Here is a 22,854-nt window from a genome sequence, read left to right as displayed (position 1 = left end):
GGTAGGGCGTGCGCCACCAGACGATTGAGGCCGATTGCGGTTGCCACCGCCGCCGCCACCGCCGCCACGGTTGCCACCACCGCCACCGCCGCCGCCACGGTTGCCACCGCTGCCGCCGCTGCTAGCAGAGAATGATTTGCGATTGTTTGCGCGATCACTTACGCCATCGCGGGTATTTTTTTGAGAAACTGGCATCTATAGTCCTCCTAATGCCCAACACGAAACTTGTGTTTAAGGGCTTGGGAAGCTGAAGCCAGAGGCGAAGGCAGTGATGCGGCTTAGTTCATCGCAGCCTCCACCGCTGGGTCAGCATCGGGAAATTGATCAGCAATTGTTTGCAGAGCCTGCTGATCAATCGCGCTTAATTCGACGCGCAAGGCTCGCTCTAAGGCCCCGCGCTTTAGCGCATTGGTCCAACATGGGCGTTCAGCACAGAGATATGCACCGCGGCCCGCTTGCTTGCCACTTGGATCGACCACAACACTTTGGTCGGCCAAGCGTACAAGACGTACCAACTGACGTTTATTATCGGTACGCCGGCAAGCAACACACATGCGCTGTGGCACATGGCGTGGGCGCGGCGACTGCTTTTGAGCAGCCATAGGCTATGCCTCGGTATCCGTCTCGTCGCTCTCGCCAGCTTCATCATCGATGATATAGCTAGCAATGAGCTTGTCATTGAAATAAATATTGAGTTTTTGGGCGGCGGCGCGTAACGCGACTTCTTCGCCAATAATCTCTGCTGGCAATGGGCCGTATTGTCGCCCTTGATAGGTAACCAAGGAATCGACCCGAACCTTGCGGGTTTCGACTTTGGCGGTTGAAAGCGCTGCTTCTTGCAGCATTTGTTCCGACGCGGCAGCTTCGCGCACTTCGGCAGCAGCGCGTTCTTCCTCAAGGAGTGAAGATGCGCTCTTGATGTCGATGCGCCAACCAACCAGTTTGGCTGCCAAACGAACGTTTTGGCCCTCCTTGCCAATTGCCAACGACAATTGTTTATCTGGCACGACCACGGTGGCCGTTTTCTCGCCTTCATCAAGATGAACTTCGACGACTTGGGCTGGGCTGAGGGCGTTGGCAATAAATACCCGCATATCAGCGCCCCATTGCACCACGTCGATCTTCTCGCCGTTCAGTTCATTGACAATATTTTGAATCCGAATCCCGCGCATCCCCACGCACGAGCCAACTGGGTCGATGCCTTCTTGGCGGGCATGCACGGCTACTTTCGATCGTAAGCCCGGTTCGCGGGCAATTGATTTAATTTCAACCGTGCCGTTATAAATTTCTGGCACTTCCATTTCAAACAAGCGTTTGATCAAATCTTTGTGGGTGCGCGAGGCCACCAAGCGCGGGCCACGGGGATCATCACGGCGGGCTTCCATCAAATAGACTTTGAGCCGCTGGCCATGGCGATAGTTGTCGTGGCTAATTTGCTCTTTTTGGGGCAGAATTGCTTCGGCGCGCCCAACTTCTAAAATGACGTTGCCTTTGGCGGTGCGCTGCACGGTCGCCGTGACAATTTCGCCTTCGCGATCAAAGTATTCGCCATAAATATGGTCGCGTTCAACTTCTTTGATTCGTTGGAGCACAACTTGCTTAGCAGTTTGGGCGGCAATCCGGCCAAAATCGTCGGGCGTGCTTTCAACATAGACGGTTTCGCCAATTTCAACATCGGCGCGCACGTTGCGAGCATCTTCAATGTCGATCTCGAAGCGATCATCCATTACTTCATCAACAACTTGCTTTTCAGCATAAACCCGAATGCGGCCAGTATTTGGCTCTAATTCAATCTTAACATCAACGGGTGGCGGATTATTGCCCAAATAGCGCCGATAGGCGGAGATTAGGGCTTGCTCGACCACATCCTGCACCGACTCGCGGGGAATGCCGCGCTCAGCGGCAATCTGTGAAATAGCTGCGTAAAAATCACTTTTCATATCTAGCCTCGCTTAGGGGTGCAGTGGGTCAGGTATCGACATAATACCTGCTTTGATGGAGCCACCCTGCGTTGGTTAACCTTGTTGACAAGAAGAAACGTGGGGGACACCCACGTTTCGGTCTGTGTACTTCATACTGATTATAGTATATCACTACCACTAAGGCCGTGCAACCCTAGGGAGTTGGGTAGGCCGTTGGTTGCGAGTTGGGGGCTGGGTATTGGCCTGGCTCCAAGGTTGGCTCAACAACCACGTTGCCATCTGCTGGCGTTGGGTAGCTGGCCGGGGTTTGGGCTGGGGCCGGATTGGTTGGTTGGTTGGTAACCGGAGCCGTGGTTGGAGCTGAACCGGTGGTTGAACAACCAGCCAAGAGTGCTAGCACAACAAGGCTAGCCAACATGTGTTTGCGCATCTGTAAGAACCTCCATGGGTTTTCAATCGCTCGTTATGCTACCGTAGCGCTGATAAAAAGTCAAAGCTTTGGCTTAACCGTTGTTAATCTTTTTGGCCTGCGCCGCTCGCCAATCAGTGCCGAGCAAGCCAAAGACCACCGTGTCGGTAAAGCGTTTTTCGACAATATCAAAGTAGTTCTCGCGCAGCAGCCCTTCTTGGCGAAAGCCAACTTTTTCGAGCGCTCGCCGCGAGCCTTGATTCTCAGGGTGAATTTGGGCTTCGACGCTATGTAATTTAAGGTTTTCAAAGCCAAATTGGAGAATCGCCTGCAAGGCCTCGGTCATAATGCCCTGGCCCCAGTATTGGGCTGCCAATTCGTAGCCAATTTCGGCCCGCGCATGCTCGCTCTCAAACCGCCAAAACCCACCAGAACCAATCCATTCGCCATGGTCGCGTAAGGTAATGGCCCAGCGCACACCAATTTTTTGCTCAAACGATCGTTTGAGATTGTTCAAGCGATTTTCTGCTTGCTCAGGCGTTTCCATTGGCAATTGACCAAAATAACGCAATACCTGCTGGTCGGCCATAATCGCAAACATGGGATCGCGATCGGCTAAAACTGGCTGGCGCAATATCAGGCGCTTGGTCTCCAACACGGGAAATTGGGCTAAAGCACGATCTAAATCAAGCATATCACCTCTTGTTGTAAACACGTGACGGGCTTTATCAACAATCAATTCAACAGGTTCGTGATTAACGCAAATGACGAAACTCAAACGAGCTTCGTCATTGCCAATTGTCGATCAAGCAGTTTAGGCGCGTTTTTTGATCAAGACTTTATCAATCCGCCGCCCATCCATATCGATAACTTCAACATCATAATCATCCCAAGCGACATGATCACCAACATTTGGCAAACGATGCAGTTCGTTTAGCACATAGCCCGCAATCGTCACAAAATCATTGGCATCATTAATTGCAATGTTTAAGCGATCTGCAATTACCGCATAGGATTCAGAGCCGTCGATCAGCCATGAGCCATCATCACGCTTGACCATGGTTTGTTCTTCGTTCGAATCATATTCGTCGCGAATATCGCCAACTAATTCTTCTAACACGTCTTCGAGGGTCAGAATCCCCGAAATTTGGCCATACTCATCGACCACCAAGGCCATATGCGAGCCAGTTCGGCGAAACAGACTCAACATTTTGGATACTGGCTCGTGCTCCAAGACATAGGTTGGCGGGCGCACCAATTCACGCAGTTGGCGTTGATCGTTGCCCAACATCGATGGCAACACATCCTTTATATAGATCGTGCCAATCGAGCGGTCAAGCGAATCGCCTTCGTAGACTGGCATGCGCGAATAGCCATGTTCAACCGCAATGCGAGTGATTTCAGCAAGTGGGGTGTTGGCGCTGACCGCTACCACATCGGGGCGGGGAGTCATCAACATGCGCGCCGTGCGATCCGAAAAATCGAAAACCCGCGAGATTAACGCTTCTTCGTGCAAGGCCACTGTGCCGCCTGCTCGCCCTTCGCGGGTCATATACAAAATATCGTCTTCGGTAACGCTAGAATCAGGTTTTTTGTTCTGGCCAATCAACATCAAAATCAAAGTTGATGAATTGGTAAGCACCCAAACGATTGGGCGGGTGAGCCACGAAAGCCACGAAAGTAACGGCGCAAGGTTGCGGGCAATCGCATCTGCATGCAACAAAGCTAAGCGTTTTGGCACTAGCTCACCAATAATCAACGACAGATACGTGATGAGCAATACAACCACCGTAAAGGCAATTGAATCGGCATAACTCTCGAGCGCAGGAATCGTTTTCAGATATTCGGCAAAGGGTTTGCTGATGTTCGCGCCCCCAAAAGCTGCTGCAAACGTACCAATTAATGTGATCCCAACTTGAACGGTGGCTAATAAACGATCAGGTTGGTCGGCGAGTTGCAGGGCCTTCTTTGCCCGAAGATCGCCATCGGCGGCTTGTTGTTCTAAGCGAGAACGCCGCGCCGAAACCATGGCTAGCTCCGATGCAGCAAAAACCCCGTTGGCAACCAGCAATACCAAGACAATTCCTAGCTCGCTGGCTATGTCACTTAGCATTCAATTGTTCCTTTCTCAAATATAGAATGTTCCAGCACAGTTTTTAATTGGGATTCCTTGTGCTGTAATATCACAAATTGTACCATTGACTTGGCCTCGCGTTGACGCAGCTTTGGGCTTGATTCAGCAGCTAAATCTAAGAATCATTCTCGTTTGACAGAACCAATAGCGCGACGTATACTCTGCCAATCACAATAAAAACAGTTTTTTCCGTACTAACTGATTTAACTAGACCTTGGCATTTGGAGGTTTCTGGCTCATGTATCGTTGGCTTTGTGCATTAACTCTCGTGGCAGTGCTTTTCGGCTGTGGTGCTGAAGAAGCTGCTCCTACCACGCAACCAACCCAAGCTGCCGCCGCTGGCGAACTTGGCGCAATCAAGACCTATCTTTTGGGCAAAACTGGCGATTTGATCACCAGTACCAGCGCTTTGGAAACCGCTAGCCAACGCTATTATGATTTGGCAAAAGCTGCTAATTTCGATTATGCAACGCTGTGGAGCAGCAAGCAAGCTGAGGTTGGCACAATCTTAAACGATGCCAAAGCAGCTTGGTTGAAATCCAGCCCTACCTACGAACAAATGGAAGGGATCGTTGCAGGCGTAAGCAGCTTGGCCGATTTCGACGTAACGCTTGACGCTGGCGCTTCGGCAGAAGAAGGCGGCGATAGCGTGGTCAATTATGATTTGACCTTGGCTGATGGCCGCACGGTTGCCAAACCAGGCAACTTGTTTGGCGTAACCGAAAGCACGCTCTGGGGCACCTACGATGCTTTCCGCGTCACCGATGTAGAAGCCGATATCAACGGCAACGGCACGGTTGAATTTGGCGAATCGTTGCCAGAAGCGAATGTGTTGTTGGCAGCAGCCCAAAAGCTCAAAGCCACCGCAACCGAGCTTGATACCGCCGCCAAAGCTTGGGAACCAACCGACAGCGACGCATTTAGCGCCTTGGTCGTGATGGTGCCAACCATGAACGAATATTTCGATTCGTGGAAGAACTCGCGCTTTGTTGCTGGCGATAGCAGCACCCAACGCGATTTCGTGGCCATCTCACGTTTGGCCGACATCGGCGATATTTTGGGCAGCTTGCAAGTTGTCTACGACAGCCTTAGCCCCAAAATTGCTACCCTCGATGCCGATCAAGATCGCCAAATCAAGACCAACTTACAAGGTCTACGCGATTTTGTTGCCGATGTGCACAAAAAAGAACAAGCTGGCCAACGCTTTACCGCGGAAGAAGCCGATTTGCTCGGTGCTGAAGCCCAAAATCGTGCTGATGCAATTACCGGCCAAGTTAGCCAAATTGCTGCTCGCTTGAATGTAAAAATTAGCGAATAAGCAAAAAAGCTCGAAATAGGCTAAAAATCGGTTCACGAACTGATTCGCAAATCGAACCAAAATAGGTATACTGCTTGTATCACAGTTATACCTATGCGATCAATGAGAAAGAAGTTGCGACGGAGCAAGGTCGATGGAGTTTGGGTGTGCGTCCCTCCATCACAAAACTTAAGCAGCAAAGGACGTGAACTGTTGGCATACGGTTCACGTCCTTTGTCGGTTTATTTTGCTGTTGCCCATTGTGAGCAGCAGCAAACCACAATTTTAGGAGCTTGTATGTGGTTGCGTCGTTTTTTGCTGGCGTTGGTCGTTGCTTTATTGCCATGGTCGGCCATGGCAGCCGAACCATCACCAGCCCAAGCCAGCGAATCGGTGCGTTCGTTGTTGGTGAAAGCCCAATTATCGCTCACAACTGATGCTGCCAACGCCAAACGTTTGGTCAGCGAAGCCCAAGCCTTGTATGATCAAGCTCTCGCCAAGGATTTGACCAGCTTGGCTCCCCAACAGGCTACTGAAATCGCCACACGCTGGGCAGATTTAGATCAGGCCTTGGCTGCGAACGATGTTGCGGCCTTTGCTCAACAGCGTGCCTTGCTCTGGATCGATTTGCTCAAAGCGAGCTATGGCATTGTTGGCCAAGCAATCGATACCGACAAGCCAGAACAAGCTTTGCAATGGCTGCCTGTGCGCGAGTTTCGCAATGCGACCCGCTTTTCACGCCCTAATGGCGATGCAGCCCGCGCTATCGAGCAATGGAAACAAGCAGCCTATAGTGCCGCCGATGCCCGCATTGCCCTCGATGCCGATTTGTTGGATACCTATCAAGCCAAACTTAACGAGAGTTTGCGCACCCTGCGTAGCGCCGCCCAAAAAGGCAATCGGATTCAGCAAGCAGAGGCTGGCGCAGCAATCCAAGGCTATTTTAATATTTTAGAGCCAGCCTATCGTGGGCAATATCCTGATAAGGCTGATAGTGCATTAACCAATGCCCAAGCCTTGCGCGAAGCAGCGCTAAGCAATACCAACCTAGAAACGGCAATTACAACCTTTGAAGGCTCACTCAGCGGCTTTCGGGCGGCTCCGCTTAGTCCATCGGAGCAAGTGCGTCGCGCTGGTCAATTGCGCCGCTTCTTGAGCCTTGTGCCTGTTGAATATGAACGTGGCGTGCGCAACGGCCAAGTCACGCTTGACCTTGAAATTCAAGAAGCCACTACCTTCCGTAATGGCGCTGCTGCCGCATTTAGTGACCTTGAAAGCTTGTTGGTCGAAATTGATGCGACCAAAACCCAACAAGTTGCTGGCGAGTTGCGCGATCTTGAAACGATGCTGACCGCTGCGGCCCAACGTACCAGCGTCGCCGACCCCGATGCAGTGCAAGCCAAAGTTGATAGCATTACCACAACCTTAGCCTCAATTATGCCTGCCGAGTGGCAAAAATCGAGCCTCGAAGGCGATTTCGATGTGATCGATTCAATGCTTGATCAGATGGAAAATGCTGTCGCTGGCGATCAATATGATCTGGCTGAATCGGCGCGTTTGGAAGCCTACGCTGTGCTCGAATCTGGCCCAGAAGCGCGCTTGATTGTGTTTGCGCCAGAATACAAAGCCCCAATTGAAAATCTCTTTTGGTATGGCAAAGACGAATTTACTGGCCTTGCCGAGTTGATTCGCCAAAAAGCGCCGCTGAGCGACATTCGCGCCAGCCGCCAAGCCTTGGATAAACAACTCGATTTGGCGCAAGATGCCCTTGGCGGCTCCAGTACCCCAGAAGCTGTGGCTACCAGTGCTGCCGTGATTGTGTTCCGCGAAGGCTTAGAGGCCGTGTTGATTTTGGCCTCGTTGCTAGCCAGCCTCAAAATTGGCGAACAACGCAGCTATCGCAAGCCAATTTGGATTGGTGCAGCCCTCGCGATGGTCGCTACAGCTCTAACGTGGGTGCTAGCGCGAGGCTTGATCAACGAACTGATTCGGCGTGGTGATCAAGAAAAGATCGAGGCGATTGTTTCGTTGATTGCGATTGGCGTGTTGCTATTGATCACCAACTGGTTCTTCCACAAAGTCTATTGGACTGGCTGGATGGCCAATTTCCATGCCCAAAAACGCCGAATTATTGGCGGCAAAGCAGGGCTTTGGCTGGGCTTGATCACCTTGGGCTTTACCAGCATCTATCGCGAAGGCGTTGAAACCGTGCTCTTTTTGCAAGCGCTGGTGCTCGAAGCTAGCACCCAAGTGGTGCTTGGCGGGGTTGCGCTGGGGCTTGGTGGCACGGCCTTGGTTGGCGTGCTAGTCTTTGGTTTGCAAGCCAAATTGCCGCATAAGAAAATGCTGATCGTCACTGGCGTGATGATTGGGGCGGTGCTGCTGATTATGGTTGGCAACACGGTTCATATTATGCAATTAGTTGGTTGGATGCCGCTGCACCCAATTCGCAGCCTTGAAATTCCGTATTGGGCCAATATGTGGCTGGGCTTCTATGCAACCTGGGAAGGCATTGCCTCACAAGTTGCAGCTGCTGCCTTCGTCATTGGCTCGTATGTGATTGCTGAGCACTTGCAACATCGCAAAACCGATGTTGCGGTTAAACGCCAAAGTGCCCCTGCCAAATAAATAATTTAAAGCTGTGGTCAAACGTCCCCTCACCCCCCAACCCCCTCTCCCACTAGACGCGGGCGAGGGGGAGCCGACCGTTATGTACCAACAGATTGCGGTACAATCAAGGTGTTAAAGCCCCTCGCATGCCTAGCGTGCGAGGGGCTTTTTCATGCTGTGGATGTCCCAAGAATGGTTACGAACTAAGGGCTTTTTATGTAGCTCGTTTGCCCACGTTTATGCGGCGTTATATCTAAAATTAAGTTTGTTAGCTGGAATTCTCAGCAATATTCATCGCTACTTCATCGTTTATTAATCTTTTATTGACCTTTGGGACGTGAGCAAGGACGTTGTTTCGGACTATCTAGCTTTATAGTGGCCGAGGTTTGAAATTCACCATTGCTTGAAAGGAGCACACGGTCATGGCAAGTATCAATAAATTACTCGATAAGCCAGGGTTTGGGATCGCTATTTTGCGAATTGTGGTTGGTTTTATTTTCTTTATGCACGGTTGGGATAAATTTACTGGCGAAGGTGGGCTTAACGGAACTTCTGGTTTCCTTGGCAGCCTTGGCATTCCAGCCCCTTATTTCATGGCAATTTTGTTGATTGCGACTGAGCTTATTGGCGGGATTATGTTGATTCTCGGCCTCTTTACCCGCTACGTTGCAGTGGCTGAAGCAATTGCCATGGTTGTGGCCTTGGTAACCGTGCACTTGGAAAATGGCTTCTCATCACAAAATGGTGGCTACGAATATGTGTTGGCTTTGATTGGGGCAAGCCTTGCCTTGGTCTTGCTTGGTTCAGGCTCATTGGCGCTCGACAACTTGCTCAGCCCACGCTTGACTGGCCGCCAAATTACCGCTCGCGCCTAAACAACTTACAGATACACACAGCGACCCCGCCATGCAGCCTAGACGCATGGCGGGGTCAGCTTTTAATTTAACAATCGCAGCTACAGCAATCGCCACATTCGCAGCAACTACCACATTCGCAACAGCCACAGCCGCCTTCGCAGGCATCAGTTGCATCGCAACAGATACATGAACATTGACAACAATCACAGCAATCACTATCACAACAGCGGCTGCGCGAGCGATGCGAATGGCGGCGGCTTTGGCAGCAACACAAGGCCGCACCTAAGGCCACATCGCGCTTGCTATCTTGATAATGGCCTTGCGGCGCGGGATGCGAGCTGGCTGGCGGCAACGTACCTGGTGGCAACATCCCTGGATCGTTGGGATTGTACGGCGGCGGATATTGCGAAGGATATTGTTGGCCTTGGTAGGGCGGTTGTTGCGGATATTGGCCTTGGTACTCTGGGTTTTCGTGGGGTTTGAGGGCCCGTGTTGGCCCAGTGTAGGCACGGTTGGGGTCGCGACGCGAAGGGTCGTCGTCATAATCGCTGGCCATGGCTGGCAACAATGCGGCGGCCACTGGCAAAGCGGTTGCACAGACCAAACTATGGCGTTTGCAAGCTCCAAAAGCTTTTGAGCCAATTGCTGGCAACATATTGAGCAACAACACTTCGACCAAATGCGCTTGCAAGAGGGTCAAACGTTGCCAGTGTTGGCGCAAGCTTGCCAAGGCATCGTTGAAGATTTTATGCGCCGTGGTGCGCAATTCAGCTTGGGGTGTTGCATTCAAGGCATTAAAATGGCCACGCGCCTGATCTTCGGCAAAATCGCCATAGCTATCGAGCAGCAACATCATGCGGCCATACATGCGACCCATATGCTCTAGCGGCTCGGCGTTGCTTGGCTGGTTGGCCAAAATTGCGGTATGCCGAAAGGCTGCGCCCACAGCGGCTTCAGTTGGCGCTGAGTAGGTGCAAAAATCGGCCTTGGGCAAGGCTTCGACTGCTGCTTGGGCAATTGCTTGTTCTCGCAACAAGGCTGGCTCGAAGCCCAATTCGCGGGCGGTTTGTTCTGCCTGCTTATCCCAGCGCTTGGCCACGCCATTGGCAACGAAGGGCACTTTACCAGCCCAGCCATCGCGGTCGGCCACATTGTCGCGCAGCCGAATTGCTGCCATCAGCAAACTGACCGCTGCTGCATAGCGCGACCCATGATCATCAGCCGCTACCACATCGAGCGCCCGAAAGCTGCGCAAGGCACAAACACTGGTGCGGCGTGCGCCTTGTTCAGGGCGTTGCGCTTCGTACAAGGCCGAAAGCAAGGCCGCATCGTAATTGGTGGTGATGCGGGCAACTTGGCCGTGCTGATCGCGCAATGTGAGGCACATGCCACAAATATGGCTCCACCAAGCAGCATGGGTCGATTGATCGAGGTGCGGCGAGCACCCACGCAAAACGCCAAACATAATAAGCCCTTTCTCAAAAAGAACATCGCAGAAAATGGCCAGAATTGGGAGAAAATCTTGCAAAAGGTACGTGGTTTCGGGGTTGATTGTTGCGAAAAAGAGCTTGAGGCAGCAACCCCAAGCTCTTTTGTGATTAAGCGGCGGCTTTGGCTGGTTCGCTTGGCTCTGGTTGCCAAGGATTATCCCATTGTTGGTAGCTGCTGGCTGGTGGGCGGCGTTGTAAGGCGCGGCGCAACACAAACAAACTGCTACAACCAACAATTAAAACAATGCTGGTTAAACGGGCGGTTGAAAGGCTATCGCCACACGCAGCGCCGCCAACCCCGCCAGTACACAGCTTATCAACCCGCAGATCTTCGATCCAGAAGCGGCCAATTGAATAGAGCACGCCGTAGATTAGCAATGAATCGCCGTTGCGCAAGCGGCCCCGGAAGCGGCGCTCGATAAACACAATTGCAAACAACACACCCAAATTCCAGAATGATTCATACAGGAAGGTTGGGTGGAAGCGGGTTGCTGCATCGTATTGTTCGGTGCCACGAATGCGATATTGAGCAGGAATATTTAAGTTCCAAGGCAGGCCATTATTGACTGGGCCGCCATAGGCTTCGTTGTTGAAAAAATTGCCCCAGCGCCCAATTGCTTGGCCAACACTCAAACATGGAGCCATGATATCCATCCATGTCAGGGCATTGGTTTTGGTGCGCCACGAAGCGATAATCACCGTGAGTACTGCGCCAACGATTGCTCCGTGAATTGCCAGCCCGCCTTTGGTGGTGTTGATCATATCGATGAATGGGCCATCGCGATATTGCGGCCACGACGAGGCGACATACCAAATGCGGCCTCCGGCAACGCCCAAAATCAAGCCAACGATCAACCAATCCCACACGATATTGGGATTATAGCCACGAGCGCGCGCGCGATGCGCACCCAACCAGCCACCCATCATCGCACCACTCAAAATGGCAATCGCATACATTCGAATAATAATCGGGCCTAATTCAAGCAAATTTGGACCAAACGGCGGTTGCATAGACTCTCCTTAGAACAATTGCTTGGGCCATTGTAGCACGGCCTAATCGAGTGTTTGCTGCCATTCGGCCTCTAACAAACCAAACGATCGATTGTAGATTGCAGCATAGTTGGCCGCACCAGGTTGGCGCTCGCCGCCAGAAACGTACAATTGATCGAAGGCTTCGCGGCCATATCTGTTAATCAAATAATCGACAAAGCTCGCCCATTGATAGTAGAGCACATTCATGCCGTCGATGCCAACGCTGGCGTAGTGCGTGGCAAGCGGCAAGGCTTGACCATTGGACTTATAGTCGCGGGCAAAACTGCTAAAATCGCTGGCACTGCCAAGCCAATAGCGGCCTGCGCCCCAGGTTGCAAAGCCTTCAGAAAGCGCCAAGTCGGCGCTCAAATGGGCAGCGCCATAGCGATCTTGCTCCAATTGATGCACAAATTCGTGAGCCGCGATATTAACCACGCGGCTACGCGCAACCCCAGCACAACTATAAATGTAAATCACCCGCACATCGGAATAGGTTACGCCATGAAAACCACATTGGGCATCCTGGCTAATTACGACGGTCACTCGTTCATTGAGGCGAATATTGGTGCGCTCTTGAACATAATCGAGCGCTGTTTGCAACTCGCCCGCCAATTCGTTGCTTTGGTCTTGGTACAGCTCGGTTTCGAGCACCAAATCGATTTGGTTGGAGCTGCCAGCAGCATTGCTTTGTTCAATCGCTTGCAAGGTGGTTGGTGGCAGGGGTGTAACTTGGCTTTGAGGCACGCTGGCAGCAGCATCGCTGAAATATGCACCCAGCGGAGCATAACGGGTTTTTGGTTGATTAAGCTGGTTGACAATTAACAGCAATAAGCCCAAAAGTACCGCAATTGGCCCAAGAGTTGCCCAATCCAATGGTTTTTTTCGCCGCATCGCCAGCCCCAATCTACACATCAGCAGCGGCTATTGTACCATTGGAGCTTTATGATGAGGATGATTTTTGGATTTTTTAACCAAGATTGAAGCTAATGTTCTGCCCAAATAATCCACAAAATAAATATTAGGGGGCGCTGGGGGATGAAAACCCCCGGCGTTTCCCTCCGGCGGAGGGACGGAAGGGTGGCGAAACAATGTCGTAGCGATAGATTGAATTGAACATCTTAAGCCCTAGAGCATAAGATCCTCTGTATCAACCAATGCTAACAAACGCTCAAGCTCTGGTAAAGGCGCAGGCCTAAGCTCAGCAAGCGGTGAGGTTAATTGCAGCATTGCCGCAATCAAGCTTTGAATTGCCTGTTTTTGGGCGAGGGTTGTGGCCGTAAACTGGCTGCGCGAGCCATGCTGATAGCTCCATGGTCGCTGTTCGATTAAGCGTTCGACTTCAAGCACAATCCGTTGCAATTCCTCCAGCCATGTCGTCACAAACACATGATCCTTGCGAATCAGATATTTAATCGTGACTGTGCTCATCATCCAAAAAAATGCTACCCGTTCTTTGATTAATTCAGCTGGGTTTGGCTCAGCCTGCGAGGCAGCTGCCACGGCAATTGGCACGTGCTCAAACAAGATCATCGCATCGACTGGGCGTTGCGCCTTGTCAGCTGGAACTAATGTCCAATCAACTATTAAGCCAATGCCTTGGTAGCAGACAAAGCTTTGGGTTCCGCCTGCTGGTGCATTCTGATGGGCCTCGTACAAGGCGGCAATTGGGCCAAATGTTGTAAATAACGCTGCCCGCTCGGGCGTTGTGCTGGCGCGATTAATCGCTGGTTTGGCTCATAATTGGGCGCTTGCCGCCTCGGCTACTATCACCATCAGATCAAGATCGCTGACTGCATCAGCAGCATTGCGACCAAAACTGCCAACCAGCCAACCAGCCACAAAGCGCTGATCGGCTGCGAGCGTTGTGCTTAACTGAGCAATTAAACGATCGCGCTGGGTTTGATATTCAAGCAAATCATGCATTAATTAATATCCTGCAAATCCAATTCAATCACGGTAATGCCTTTTTCATCGGCGACCGCAAAACGCTGGTTTGCTGAATCAAAGGCGGTTGGCGGCAGTGCTTGGTCAAGCCTGCCAATCATGCTGTGGGTTTGGCGGCCTGTGGCTAACTCTGGCCAACGCTGCACTACTTTGCCAGTTGTGCAATCGAATACTTTGGGATGATCAAAGAAGCCGACCACGTAGCGCTCGCTTAATGCCATGGCTGTGCCCACAATTTCTTGTGCCTGAACAGTTGCTCGAAATTGGCGATTTTCCAAATCGTAGTAGCCAATGCTATGTGCTCCGCGCCGTTGCACCAGCGTATCAACCAAATTTGCATTGAGGTTGGCAAATTCATCGGTGATGATCAGCAGGGTTTGTTCATCCAAAAAGCTGACCGAGCTAATATCAACTTTGATTGGCGGGCAAAAGCCTTCAGTATCAAGAATTTGCGGCTCTGACCATAGCTCATCGACTTTGTAGATTGCCACGGTATGGGCTGGCTGCCATTGCCAACCAGCACTTACCGCCCAGGTTCCTTTGGGGCTGACGCTCAAGCGCGAATGGAAAATATCGACTGGTTTGCGCTTCCAGCCTTCAGTCAAACGCCGTCCGGTTGCTACATCCTCAAGATCAAGTTGGTTGTGTTTATCGGGACAGTGTAGTAGCACATCATTCAAATCGGCATGCTGCAACACGGCTATCGGGTATTCATAGCTATCGGCGTAGTAATAACTGCGGTTAATTTCGCGCACAATCTTGCCATTTTTAAGCACCAAGCCCTTCGTTCCCAAGCGTTGATAGATGACGACCACCTCGCCTGAGGCCGATTGCACCGCCGCATCAAAAGGATACGGATAGACCGTGGCCGAACGCTTAATCTTGCCATCAAGCTGATAGCGCGTTCCGCCAGCAACCCAATCAATCAAACTATTATTGTTCCAGCATAACGAGCGCACGTTTGGCGCAGGAATGCGATATTCACGATACTTCATAGAGTCCCCAGCTATTTTTACCGATTTGGCTATAGCAGCAGTTGTGCCGCGTTATTCAAATCATTGTAATAAGTCTATTGCATGTGCCGCATTGCTGTGCTATACTTCTGTAACGTTTCAGAAACACAAGCGTTGCTTCAGCGTTTCGTCTGATAATGGTCTTTGGAGCATGTGCGGCAAACACATTCCAAAAACCGAGATTCGCGAGCCTCGCGTGTTCGAAGCATACTCTCCTTGCACTCCCAGCGGATTGGCCTTGATTCTCCCGATGAGGGCTGCTGCGCTGGGAGTGTTTTATTTAAGTGATAATTCATTTTTCAGGCGAAAGTCTGATCAATATTAGGCTCGGCTATGGCAAAATATGCTTTACGCCTGTCAAAAAATAATGCTGCCAACGCTATCCGCAGCTCGGAACCGCTCTCATTGAGCGGCTGTTGATCGCAATTTTAGCAAGCCTAGCGCTGTTTGTGAATTCGCTCAACAGCTCTGTTTGTTCGTTGGGCAGCGCAGCAAGGATTGCGCCAGTAAGTTTGTGCGCTTGTCAGCCTAGCAATAGAAGTTGTTTAGAAGGTCGGATTATGCCATCGATTACGATTGAACAAATTGCCGAAATTGCCCAAGTTTCGATTGCGACTGTTTCGCGGGTGCTGAACAATCAGCCGCATGTGCGAGCGGAAGTGCGCGAACGGGTCTTGGCGGTGATGCAAGAGCATCATTATACGCCGCAGGCAGCGGCCCGCACCTTGGCTGGGCAACGACCCAAAGTTATTGCGGTGTTTATCTCCGAAACCACCGCGACGATCTTTCGCAATCCGACCTTCTCGAATTTGCTGCAAGGTATGACCGAAGCCTGTAATGCCAAGGGCTACGTATTGATGGTTTCGCTCGATAGCGCTAATCGGGCTGATGATCCGGCGACCAAATTGTTGCATGGTCGCAGCGTCGATGGCCGGATCGTGATTCCGAATACGATCAATGATCCCTTGTTACCGCAACTGATTGCTGATCGCGTGCCAATGGTGTTGGTCGGCAAACACCCGCTTTTGCACCATATCGTGAGCGTCGATATTGACCATTTTGCTGGTAGCTATCAAGCGGTGCGGCATCTGCTGATGCTTGGCCATCAATCGGTTGGCATGATTATTGGCTCGTTGCATGCCCCAGCCAGCCATGATCAAATTGAGGGCTATCAACAAGCCTATCGTGAGGCAGGCTTGCCAATTCACCCAGCCTTGATTGTGACTGGAGCTGAGAGCGAACAAGGTGGCCAAAGCGCAATTCAGCAACTTTTGGCCTTGCAACCACGGCCAACTGCGCTATTTGTGAGTAGCGCGGTGATGGCAACTGGCGTGCTGCGAACCTTGCACGATGCTGGGCTGCGCATTCCCGATGATATAACCGTGGTGTGTTTTGATGATGTACCAACTGCTGCCAGCCTCAACCCCAGCATGACCTCGCTGCATCAGCCAATGTACGACCTTGGCACAACCGCAGCCAATGTGTTGATCGAAATGATCGAAGGCAAAACGCCAAGCAGCGAAAACACAATCCTTCCAATTAGCATGATCGTGCGCCACGAAAACGACGAATGTTGTGATGAAGAATGTTAAGGAGCAATTCCCTCACCCCCCAACCTCCTCTCCCACTCGACGCGGGCGAGGGGGAGCCGCCAGTGTTCATGGACGAATTGGGCAAGAACCAAGGACTTAAAGCCCCTCGCCTGTGCCACGGGAGAGGGGTTGGGGTGAGGGAATGTCATCAAAAAAGCCCTGCTGCTCGCTTGAGCAACAGGGCTGATTTTTTATTCTTCGGTTGGCAAGGGCGCTGGCACATAGCGGCCTTCGACCTTCTCGGCCAACACAAAATAGGGGCCGGTGCGCATCCAGCCAAACAACCACAAATCAAGCTCCATCAGCAGTGTGACCAGATATAGCGCCCAGTAAATTGGCGAGCTTTTGGTCAGGTGGCGACGCATCGCGCGCCGGGCCACGATTTCGCGTTGTGCGCCAGCCGAGGCATTAACGGCCTCGTCGGTTAGCACCGGAGCACTGGCTGATTTGGCAGCTTTGCGCTTGGCAATCAACGATTCGCCCAGTTTCATCAGCACATGCTCAACAAACGAGGTGAAAACGCTATTCCAAAATACAACTTTAACCGGCTTCAAACCTGCTTCAACCAAGGCTGCTTCAACATCATCCCAGGTTTTAAGGTCTTTGATGTGGTCGGATTTACGCCGTGCTTCGCGCTCGAAATCGTAAACGCCTTGCTTGACGAAGAATTTGCCCAAGCGTTTGGAAATATTGATGATCGGCTGAATTGGTGACATTTCGCGGGTATTCGAGAAGATTGCCACCCGCCCGCCAACCCGCAACACGCGTGCAGTTTCGACCAAATAATCGTGAATTACATCGCGTGGGAAGTGTTCGAGCACATCGACCGAGAGCGATTTATCGAACGCACCATCGACAAATGGCAAGCGCCGCGAATCAGCTTGCGCCAATTCCATCTCGGCCAAGGCTTGGTCGGCGAAGAGCACCGCTGGGTCGCTGCCAACAATCAAGCCAACTGCATCGGCGTTCCACAAGCCAAAGCGCCCATTACCACAGGCATTATCAAACACAATATCGGTTGGCTTGAGCGCCAACATGCGCCGAATTTGGCGATGGCGCACGCCTGCTGCCAGCAACGGGGGAGCCATCTCACGATAATCAAGCTCCTCGCCCATGCTTTCTTCTTCGGAAACATATTTCGAAATATAATCAAATTCAGTTTGGCGCGGCATTAAATCAATGTAGCCCTTGTGAATGGGATATTCGTTGCGGCAGCCAGCGCAGAGCACGTGCTCAGCATACACCGCCAAATCCCGTGAGTTACAGGTAGGGCATTGCAACAACCGATAAAGTTCACGTCCAACCATTGATCGACCTTTCTATTGGCGTAGCATAGAGTGCCGCGACGCGAGCGCTAAATCCACTTTAGACGCGGATCAAGCCCCGAAAGCCGCGTACAGCATAATACGAATCGGCACCACTATGATAGATAAAAACATGTTTATAGCGATAATCACCGAAGAGCGCGCCGCCATGATCGCGAATCGCGGGCGGAGTTTGAATCCAGCTTGAGGTTTTAGTATCGAATGCTCCAAGCTGTTGCAAAGCCCAATAATCTGCTTCGCTCAGCAATTCAATCCCCATTTCCGCTGCCATATCCTGCGCACTGGTTGCTGGTTTATGCTCTTTGCGGGCATTCAGCGCAGCACGATCGTAACAGATGCTGCGGCGGCCTTTGGGAGTTTCAATCGAACAATCATAAAACAGATATTGATCGCTTGCTGGATCGTAGCCAACCACATCTGGCTCGCCACCAGTGCGCTCCATTTCGTTGAGCGACCACAGTTTGGCCGGCTGGGCCACGAGTTTTGCTTCAATTTTGGCCCATTCCAGCGTTGGATGGCGCTGCATAAATTGCTCAAAGCGAGCTTGCAAGCTGCGCAGCAGAGCTTCGGCAGCTTCCGGTGCTAACGCTGCTTGAGTTGGATCAACACGCTTCATTGTTTATCGTACCTCCGCTGAATTGCTTGGCATTGACGGAGCATAAGCAACTAGGTTTGCGCAAAATGTGCGGCTAACTAGCGTGCTAGTATAGCAGAAATTCCTCAATTGCTAGCGATTTGAGTGCAAATAACTTGATTGTGCTATCATGCTCGCAGAGCGTTTGTTCTCAACTTGTGAGTTTAACCTATGCCTGTTTTAATCCAATTAACCACTGCCGATCACGGCGGACGCGTTTCAACCGGCAAATGTGGCACCGCCGAATGTGGCGTGAGTTGCAATTGTGGTTGCCCATATACCGCGATGGAAACTCGCGGCCATACCGAAGCCATCGAAATCATCGAAGCCCGCTATCCAAATCAATGGCTCGGCTTGGTGATTCCGCCCGAGGAAGATGAATTTGCACCTGAGCGCGCGATGCTGGTGGCTTATTCCCACGACGATAACGAAGTGTGGGATGCGATGAGCCGCGTGACCCACAATCAAGTGGTGCATGTCTACTTTAATGGCCAATATAGTGCCGATTATGCAGATTGGGCGGCGAGCGAGCCAGCAACCTATGGCACTCGGCTGAGCCAACCATCACCATTCGGCGGCGATATGATTAGTTTGATGCCTTTATGACGATTCAACAAGCCCAACGCCAATTGGATGTGCAAATTCTCGGCATGCTCGATTATCAAGCTGCTTGGGAATTGCAACGCCACTTGGTTAGTCAACGCAGCGCCGAAACCATTCCCGATACCTTGGTGTTGTTGGAACACCCAGCAACCTACACGATTGGGCGTTCTGGCGGCCACGAACACTTGTTGGTCAGCCCCGAAAGCTTGCAACAACGCGGTGCAGCCCTGATCGAGGTTGATCGTGGTGGCGATATTACCTATCATGGCCCAGGCCAGTTGGTGGGCTACCCAATTTTGCAAATTCGCGATCATGGCCGCGATTTACACCAATACCTGCGCATGCTCGAAGAAGTGATTATCGAGTTGCTGGCTGAATATGGTTTGAGTGCGCGGCGCTTTCCTGGCTATACTGGGGTTTGGGTTGGCGAGTGCAAAATTGCTGCGATTGGCGTGCGCTCGAATACCCGTGGCGTTACCTCGCATGGCTTTGCCCTGAATGTTACGACCAATTTGGATGATTTTGCAGCGATTGTGCCCTGCGGCATTCATGATTATGGCGTAACCTCGTTGGCCGATCTGTTGCCTGTCGCGCCAGCTTTGAGCGATGTGCAACAACGCATTATACGGATTTTTATCCGTGTCTTTGATTTAAACCTGCTAAAGCCTGCTTAGTCGAGGACTATCGAAACTATGCCAACCATTCTTTCTGTTTGGGCGCACCCCGATGATGAAGCTTTTGGCCCTGTTGGCGTGCTCGCCCAAGCCCGTGCTGCTGGCTATCGGGTTGTGATTATCACTGCAACTCATGGCGAACGCGGCGATGTAAGCCCTGAGCTGGAAATTGATCCTGAACACTTGGGTTCGGTGCGCCTAGAGGAGCTGCATCAAGCATGTCAAGCAATCGGAGTCGATCGCAGCATCGTCTGGGATTATCCCGATGGTGGCTTGGCACTGGCAAATGCCAGCGAATTGCGCGATAAAATTGTCGAAGTGTTGAATGCAGAGCAGCCAGAAATTGTCTTGACCTTTGGCCCCGATGGAATTTATGGCCACCCCGACCATATTGCAATTAGCATGGCCACAACCCAAGCTTTTGCCCAATATATGGCCTTGAATCCAAGTAGCGAACAGCCACGCTTGTATTATCAGAGCGTTGCGCCAGGCAGCGATCGCGTGATCAACGCTGCGAGTAGCGGCGATTTCCCTGACCCGCTGCCAGCAACCACGATTATTGATGTTAGTGAGTTTGCCGAAACCAAGCGCGCAGCTTTAGATGCCCATGCCACGCAGCGCCACGATTGGCAACAATTTCTCGACAACCATGATTGGTTTAATACCGCCTATTTACATCGCGTCTATCCTTCGTTCGGATTGAACGATCAGCCAGAAACGACACTTTTTGCATGAACACCAAACTCGAAACCAAAGCCCAAGCAACGGCTGGACGCAGTATTGCGCTAGCCGCTTTGTTATTAATGGTTGGCAATTTTGCGAGCCGCATCCTTGGCCTCGTCCGCGATAAAGTTATTAATCATAATTTTGGGGTTGGCGCAGAAACTAGCCTCTATTCGTTGCTCAGCGCCGTGCCCACCCAGCTCTACGATTTTTTGGTTGGTGGCTTGGTCAGCGCGGCCCTCGTTCCGGTGCTCAGCGATTACATCGATCAGCAGGATGATGGCGATTTGTGGCAAATTATCAACACAATTTTGACCATGCTCAGCCTTGTTTTGGGTGTTTTGGGCGGGCTGGTTTGGCTCTTTGCTGAGCCGATTAATCAGGTACTGGCTTCTAAAATTGTTGCTAGCCCAACCATGCTCAGCCTTGGCGTGTCGATGTTGCATTCCATGGTTATCGCAGTGGTTTTTATGTGCTTGTCGGGGGTGCTAACTGGTTTATTGCAAGCCCAACGGCGTTTTTCGTTGCCTGCCTTTACCTCGACCGTGTTTAATTTGGCCTTGATTGTGCTGATTTGGTTTTGGCCGCAGGATGCGCGGGTGTTGGGTTGGGCGATGGTGGCTGGAGCCTTGGCTCAAGTTGGCTTACAATTGCCAGCTTTGCGTGCTGCCCGCTTGCGCCCGATGCTGCGTTTACGTCACCCAGGCGTGCGCCGCATTGGCTTACTGTATGCCCCAGTTGCCTTAGGCATTAGCTTCTCGTTTGTTGGCACGCTGATCGATCGCCAGTTGGCGGGCAGCATTGATGATCTATCTGCATCGTATATGCGCAATGCCACAACCTTTATTCAATTTGCCTTGGGCTTAGTTTCCGCAGCAATCTCAATTGCGATTTTGCCAACCCTAGCGCGGCTCAACAGCGACGGCGATGAAGCAGGTTTTCGCCGCATCTTAGGCATTGGGCTGAAAGTGGTGTTGCTGCTGATTGTGCCAATGTTAGTGATTTTTGGCTTGCTGGGCGAATCTGTGCTGCGGATTTTGTTTGAAGGTGGCAAGTTTAGCCCAGAAAATACTCGGGTTACAGCGCTGGTATTGCTGGCCTACTTGCCAAGCATGCTGGCGGCGGCGATCGATCAGCCATTAATTTTCGCTTTTTATGCGCGCAAAAATACCTTGTTGCCCAATTTGGTACAAGCTCCAGCGATTGCCAGCTACTTTTTGGTGGCTGGTTTGAGCTATCGCCATTGGGGCATGTATGGCCTGATTGCTGGTAATGTGGCTCAATTAACGATCCACGCCTTGGTGATGGCCGTCGTGGCCCATCGGCGCTTACGAGTTTTTGATGGCCAAGCCATGCTTCTGGCTGTCGCCAAAATAGCCATGGCTGCCTTGGTCATGGCCGCAACATGTTGGGGGTTGTTACACTTGTTGCCAACCACGCCCAGCAAATTGAATGCGCTGTTGGTGCTGATTGTGGCGGGTGGCGGCAGTGGCTTAATCTATTTGGGCTTATTGTGGTGGCTCAAACTCGATGCACTGCAATTTTTCAGCGAAGCCCTGCAACGTAAATTCAAACGCAAAGCTGCCTAAACGAAACACGGCGGAGCGCAAACTCCGCCGTGTTTTGAAGAAACTCATTATTTACGTCGAAAGGTATATTCGATGCCTTGTTGTAGCGTGCTATAGGTCACGACGCTGCGCAAATCGAGGCCCACGCTGACGATGGTTTGGGCAATTTCAGGCCGCAAGCCAGTAAGCACCATGCGCGCCCCAAGCAGCTGAATTGCTTGCGAGGTTTGCACTAACAACGAAGCCACATAGGTATCCAAGACTGGCACGCCCGTAATATCGAGAATCACGAAATCGGCGCGATATTTGCCAACTCCCGATAAGACCGCCTCGGTCATCCGTTGCGCCCGTTGCTGATCGAGTGCGCCAATCAATGGTGCAACCAACACTTGATCATTGAGCGGAATCAACGGCGTTGAAAGCTCATCGAGCAAGTTTTGTTGCAGGCCAATAATCTCGGTTTGCAGCCGCTCGCGTTCGCGAATATCGTGTTGATGGGTGCGAATCTCTTGGCGCAATTTGAGTTCAGTCATCAACAATTCAGCAAATTCGTGCAAAATATCAAGTTCGTCAGCTGTCCAAACCCGTGGTTTGCTATCGATCACACAGAACGCGCCAAGCACATGGCCATCGCTGCGAATCGGCATGCCAGCATAGCTAATCACGCCCAAATCGGGGATGGCAAGATTATCGTGAACCAAAGGATGTTCGCGGGCATCGGTAACGATCAACTCGCTGCCATTGCTGACGACATGTTGACAAAATGAATGGCTCAAGGGCGTTTCGCGGCGCTCGGCCCAAGGCTCGCCCAAGCCAACATGGCTTTTGAAATATTGGCGATGATGTTCAACTAAGGAAAGTAATGAAACTGGTGCTTGCAGCACCTTGCTTGCTAAGCGGGTCAATCGATCAAAGGCTGGGTCGAAAGAAACATCAAGTAGCCCTAGCTCTTGCAGTGTCTCGGTTCGGTCAGCATTGTCAAGCTGCGATCCTGATGCTGAGGACATATGCCAGACTCTCCACATAA

Annotated in this window: 22 protein-coding genes; 8 read left to right on the top strand and 14 right to left on the bottom strand. The window is 51.6% G+C overall.

Annotated elements, in window-relative coordinates; genetic code table 11:
* Nucleotides 1-278: 278 nt before the first annotated feature.
* The 5 genes from rnpM to ACFMKP_RS10935 form a co-directional block, all read right to left on the bottom strand.
* Complete coding sequence (rnpM, locus tag ACFMKP_RS10955) at nt 279-602, bottom strand: RNase P modulator RnpM (RefSeq protein WP_054532402.1); 324 nt, start codon at nt 600-602, stop codon at nt 279-281.
* Between the two features lie 3 nt (nt 603-605).
* On the bottom strand, nt 606-1,940 hold the full coding sequence (gene nusA / locus ACFMKP_RS10950; RefSeq protein ID WP_054532403.1) for a transcription termination factor NusA: 1,335 nt from the start codon (nt 1,938-1,940) through the stop codon (nt 606-608).
* Nucleotides 1,941-2,115: 175 nt separating this feature from the next.
* Nucleotides 2,116-2,352 (bottom strand): hypothetical protein, encoded by a 237-nt coding sequence (locus ACFMKP_RS10945; protein WP_382291744.1) that lies wholly within the window; start codon nt 2,350-2,352, stop codon nt 2,116-2,118.
* Nucleotides 2,353-2,425: 73 nt separating this feature from the next.
* Nucleotides 2,426-3,025 (bottom strand): GNAT family N-acetyltransferase, encoded by a 600-nt coding sequence (locus ACFMKP_RS10940; protein WP_382291742.1) that lies wholly within the window; start codon nt 3,023-3,025, stop codon nt 2,426-2,428.
* Nucleotides 3,026-3,145: 120 nt separating this feature from the next.
* Nucleotides 3,146-4,444, bottom strand: a complete 1,299-nt coding sequence (locus tag ACFMKP_RS10935; protein ID WP_382291740.1) for a hemolysin family protein — start codon at nt 4,442-4,444, stop codon at nt 3,146-3,148.
* Nucleotides 4,445-4,703: 259 nt separating this feature from the next.
* On the opposite strand from ACFMKP_RS10935, the gene ACFMKP_RS10930 reads away from it, so the two are divergent.
* From ACFMKP_RS10930 to ACFMKP_RS10920, 3 genes are all read left to right on the top strand, one after another.
* A complete protein-coding gene (locus ACFMKP_RS10930) occupies nt 4,704-5,783 on the top strand; it encodes an EfeM/EfeO family lipoprotein (RefSeq protein ID WP_382291738.1) in 1,080 nt (359 codons plus the stop codon).
* A 276-nt stretch (nt 5,784-6,059) separates the two neighbouring features.
* Nucleotides 6,060-8,390, top strand: coding sequence for an FTR1 family protein (locus tag ACFMKP_RS10925; RefSeq protein WP_382291736.1), 2,331 nt, complete (start codon nt 6,060-6,062; stop codon nt 8,388-8,390).
* Nucleotides 8,391-8,794: 404 nt separating this feature from the next.
* A complete protein-coding gene (locus tag ACFMKP_RS10920; protein WP_382291734.1) occupies nt 8,795-9,247 on the top strand; it encodes a DoxX family protein in 453 nt (150 codons plus the stop codon).
* 67 nt (nt 9,248-9,314) lie between these two features.
* On the opposite strand, the gene ACFMKP_RS10915 is transcribed toward ACFMKP_RS10920, so the two are convergent.
* The 6 genes from ACFMKP_RS10915 to ACFMKP_RS10890 all read right to left on the bottom strand — a co-directional run bounded on the left by ACFMKP_RS10915 (nt 9,315) and on the right by ACFMKP_RS10890 (nt 14,690).
* Nucleotides 9,315-10,694, bottom strand: coding sequence for a DUF5685 family protein (locus ACFMKP_RS10915; protein WP_382291732.1), 1,380 nt, complete (start codon nt 10,692-10,694; stop codon nt 9,315-9,317).
* Between the two features lie 133 nt (nt 10,695-10,827).
* Nucleotides 10,828-11,730, bottom strand: coding sequence for a prolipoprotein diacylglyceryl transferase (gene lgt / locus ACFMKP_RS10910; RefSeq protein WP_382291730.1), 903 nt, complete (start codon nt 11,728-11,730; stop codon nt 10,828-10,830).
* 42 nt (nt 11,731-11,772) lie between these two features.
* Nucleotides 11,773-12,642, bottom strand: coding sequence for a hypothetical protein (locus ACFMKP_RS10905; RefSeq protein WP_382291728.1), 870 nt, complete (start codon nt 12,640-12,642; stop codon nt 11,773-11,775).
* A 234-nt stretch (nt 12,643-12,876) separates the two neighbouring features.
* A complete protein-coding gene (locus tag ACFMKP_RS10900; protein ID WP_382291726.1) occupies nt 12,877-13,407 on the bottom strand; it encodes a hypothetical protein in 531 nt (176 codons plus the stop codon).
* Nucleotides 13,408-13,485: 78 nt separating this feature from the next.
* Nucleotides 13,486-13,674 carry a hypothetical protein gene (locus ACFMKP_RS10895; protein ID WP_382291724.1) on the bottom strand — a complete coding sequence of 63 codons (189 nt, stop codon included), beginning with the start codon at nt 13,672-13,674 and terminating at the stop codon, nt 13,486-13,488.
* Nucleotides 13,674-14,690, bottom strand: coding sequence for a hypothetical protein (locus ACFMKP_RS10890; protein ID WP_382291722.1), 1,017 nt, complete (start codon nt 14,688-14,690; stop codon nt 13,674-13,676). Before ACFMKP_RS10890 ends, ACFMKP_RS10895 begins: the two co-directional genes overlap by 1 nt.
* Nucleotides 14,691-15,268: 578 nt before the next feature.
* Between ACFMKP_RS10890 and ACFMKP_RS10885 the strand changes: the two genes are divergently transcribed.
* Entirely contained in the window at nt 15,269-16,300 is a 1,032-nt protein-coding gene (locus tag ACFMKP_RS10885; protein ID WP_382291720.1) for a LacI family DNA-binding transcriptional regulator, read from the top strand.
* A 191-nt stretch (nt 16,301-16,491) separates the two neighbouring features.
* On the opposite strand, the gene ACFMKP_RS10880 is transcribed toward ACFMKP_RS10885, so the two are convergent.
* Together ACFMKP_RS10880 and ACFMKP_RS10875 are read right to left on the bottom strand one after the other, a co-directional pair.
* On the bottom strand, nt 16,492-17,607 hold the full coding sequence (locus ACFMKP_RS10880; RefSeq protein ID WP_382291718.1) for a class I SAM-dependent methyltransferase: 1,116 nt from the start codon (nt 17,605-17,607) through the stop codon (nt 16,492-16,494).
* Between the two features lie 58 nt (nt 17,608-17,665).
* Complete coding sequence (locus tag ACFMKP_RS10875) at nt 17,666-18,241, bottom strand: DUF4256 domain-containing protein (RefSeq protein ID WP_382291717.1); 576 nt, start codon at nt 18,239-18,241, stop codon at nt 17,666-17,668.
* Nucleotides 18,242-18,430: 189 nt separating this feature from the next.
* Between ACFMKP_RS10875 and ACFMKP_RS10870 the strand changes: the two genes are divergently transcribed.
* Genes ACFMKP_RS10870 through murJ form a run of 4 tightly spaced genes read left to right on the top strand, consistent with a single transcriptional unit; the run spans nt 18,431 to nt 21,848 of the window.
* The gene (locus tag ACFMKP_RS10870) at nt 18,431-18,865 is read left to right on the top strand and encodes a hypothetical protein (protein ID WP_382291715.1); all 435 of its coding nucleotides are present in this window, start codon (nt 18,431-18,433) and stop codon (nt 18,863-18,865) included.
* Nucleotides 18,862-19,536: a lipoyl(octanoyl) transferase LipB gene (gene lipB, locus ACFMKP_RS10865; RefSeq protein WP_382291713.1), complete on the top strand. Its 675-nt coding sequence runs from the start codon at nt 18,862-18,864 to the stop codon at nt 19,534-19,536. Before ACFMKP_RS10870 ends, lipB begins: the two co-directional genes overlap by 4 nt.
* Before the next feature lie 18 nt (nt 19,537-19,554).
* Nucleotides 19,555-20,271: a PIG-L deacetylase family protein gene (locus ACFMKP_RS10860; protein ID WP_382291711.1), complete on the top strand. Its 717-nt coding sequence runs from the start codon at nt 19,555-19,557 to the stop codon at nt 20,269-20,271.
* The gene (gene murJ / locus ACFMKP_RS10855; RefSeq protein ID WP_382291709.1) at nt 20,268-21,848 is read left to right on the top strand and encodes a murein biosynthesis integral membrane protein MurJ; all 1,581 of its coding nucleotides are present in this window, start codon (nt 20,268-20,270) and stop codon (nt 21,846-21,848) included. The genes ACFMKP_RS10860 and murJ overlap by 4 nt, the downstream gene beginning before the upstream one ends.
* A gap of 47 nt (nt 21,849-21,895) precedes the next feature.
* Here the strand turns inward: murJ and ACFMKP_RS10850 are convergent, their stop codons facing one another.
* The gene (locus ACFMKP_RS10850) at nt 21,896-22,834 is read right to left on the bottom strand and encodes a GAF domain-containing protein (protein WP_382291707.1); all 939 of its coding nucleotides are present in this window, start codon (nt 22,832-22,834) and stop codon (nt 21,896-21,898) included.
* Nucleotides 22,835-22,854: the final 20 nt, after the last annotated feature.

It is taken from the genome of Herpetosiphon sp. NSE202 (genome assembly GCF_042688385.1).
In the GTDB taxonomy this organism is placed as follows: domain Bacteria; phylum Chloroflexota; class Chloroflexia; order Chloroflexales; family Herpetosiphonaceae; genus Herpetosiphon.
Note: the sequence above shows the minus strand (reverse complement) of the source record. Positions and strands in the feature narration are given on the sequence as shown.

Coding starts and splice junctions, on each gene's coding strand:
- rnpM (WP_054532402.1), bottom strand. CDS start 602: ATGGCTGCTCAAAAGCAGTCGCCGCGCCCACGCCATGTGCCACAGCGC.
- nusA (WP_054532403.1), bottom strand. CDS start 1,940: ATGAAAAGTGATTTTTACGCAGCTATTTCACAGATTGCCGCTGAGCGC.
- ACFMKP_RS10945 (WP_382291744.1), bottom strand. CDS start 2,352: ATGCGCAAACACATGTTGGCTAGCCTTGTTGTGCTAGCACTCTTGGCT.
- ACFMKP_RS10940 (WP_382291742.1), bottom strand. CDS start 3,025: ATGCTTGATTTAGATCGTGCTTTAGCCCAATTTCCCGTGTTGGAGACC.
- ACFMKP_RS10935 (WP_382291740.1), bottom strand. CDS start 4,444: ATGCTAAGTGACATAGCCAGCGAGCTAGGAATTGTCTTGGTATTGCTG.
- ACFMKP_RS10930 (WP_382291738.1), top strand. CDS start 4,704: ATGTATCGTTGGCTTTGTGCATTAACTCTCGTGGCAGTGCTTTTCGGC.
- ACFMKP_RS10925 (WP_382291736.1), top strand. CDS start 6,060: ATGTGGTTGCGTCGTTTTTTGCTGGCGTTGGTCGTTGCTTTATTGCCA.
- ACFMKP_RS10920 (WP_382291734.1), top strand. CDS start 8,795: ATGGCAAGTATCAATAAATTACTCGATAAGCCAGGGTTTGGGATCGCT.
- ACFMKP_RS10915 (WP_382291732.1), bottom strand. CDS start 10,694: ATGTTTGGCGTTTTGCGTGGGTGCTCGCCGCACCTCGATCAATCGACC.
- lgt (WP_382291730.1), bottom strand. CDS start 11,730: ATGCAACCGCCGTTTGGTCCAAATTTGCTTGAATTAGGCCCGATTATT.
- ACFMKP_RS10905 (WP_382291728.1), bottom strand. CDS start 12,642: ATGCGGCGAAAAAAACCATTGGATTGGGCAACTCTTGGGCCAATTGCG.
- ACFMKP_RS10895 (WP_382291724.1), bottom strand. CDS start 13,674: ATGCATGATTTGCTTGAATATCAAACCCAGCGCGATCGTTTAATTGCT.
- ACFMKP_RS10890 (WP_382291722.1), bottom strand. CDS start 14,690: ATGAAGTATCGTGAATATCGCATTCCTGCGCCAAACGTGCGCTCGTTA.
- ACFMKP_RS10885 (WP_382291720.1), top strand. CDS start 15,269: ATGCCATCGATTACGATTGAACAAATTGCCGAAATTGCCCAAGTTTCG.
- ACFMKP_RS10880 (WP_382291718.1), bottom strand. CDS start 17,607: ATGGTTGGACGTGAACTTTATCGGTTGTTGCAATGCCCTACCTGTAAC.
- ACFMKP_RS10875 (WP_382291717.1), bottom strand. CDS start 18,241: ATGAAGCGTGTTGATCCAACTCAAGCAGCGTTAGCACCGGAAGCTGCC.
- ACFMKP_RS10870 (WP_382291715.1), top strand. CDS start 18,431: ATGCCTGTTTTAATCCAATTAACCACTGCCGATCACGGCGGACGCGTT.
- lipB (WP_382291713.1), top strand. CDS start 18,862: ATGACGATTCAACAAGCCCAACGCCAATTGGATGTGCAAATTCTCGGC.
- ACFMKP_RS10860 (WP_382291711.1), top strand. CDS start 19,555: ATGCCAACCATTCTTTCTGTTTGGGCGCACCCCGATGATGAAGCTTTT.
- murJ (WP_382291709.1), top strand. CDS start 20,268: ATGAACACCAAACTCGAAACCAAAGCCCAAGCAACGGCTGGACGCAGT.
- ACFMKP_RS10850 (WP_382291707.1), bottom strand. CDS start 22,834: ATGTCCTCAGCATCAGGATCGCAGCTTGACAATGCTGACCGAACCGAG.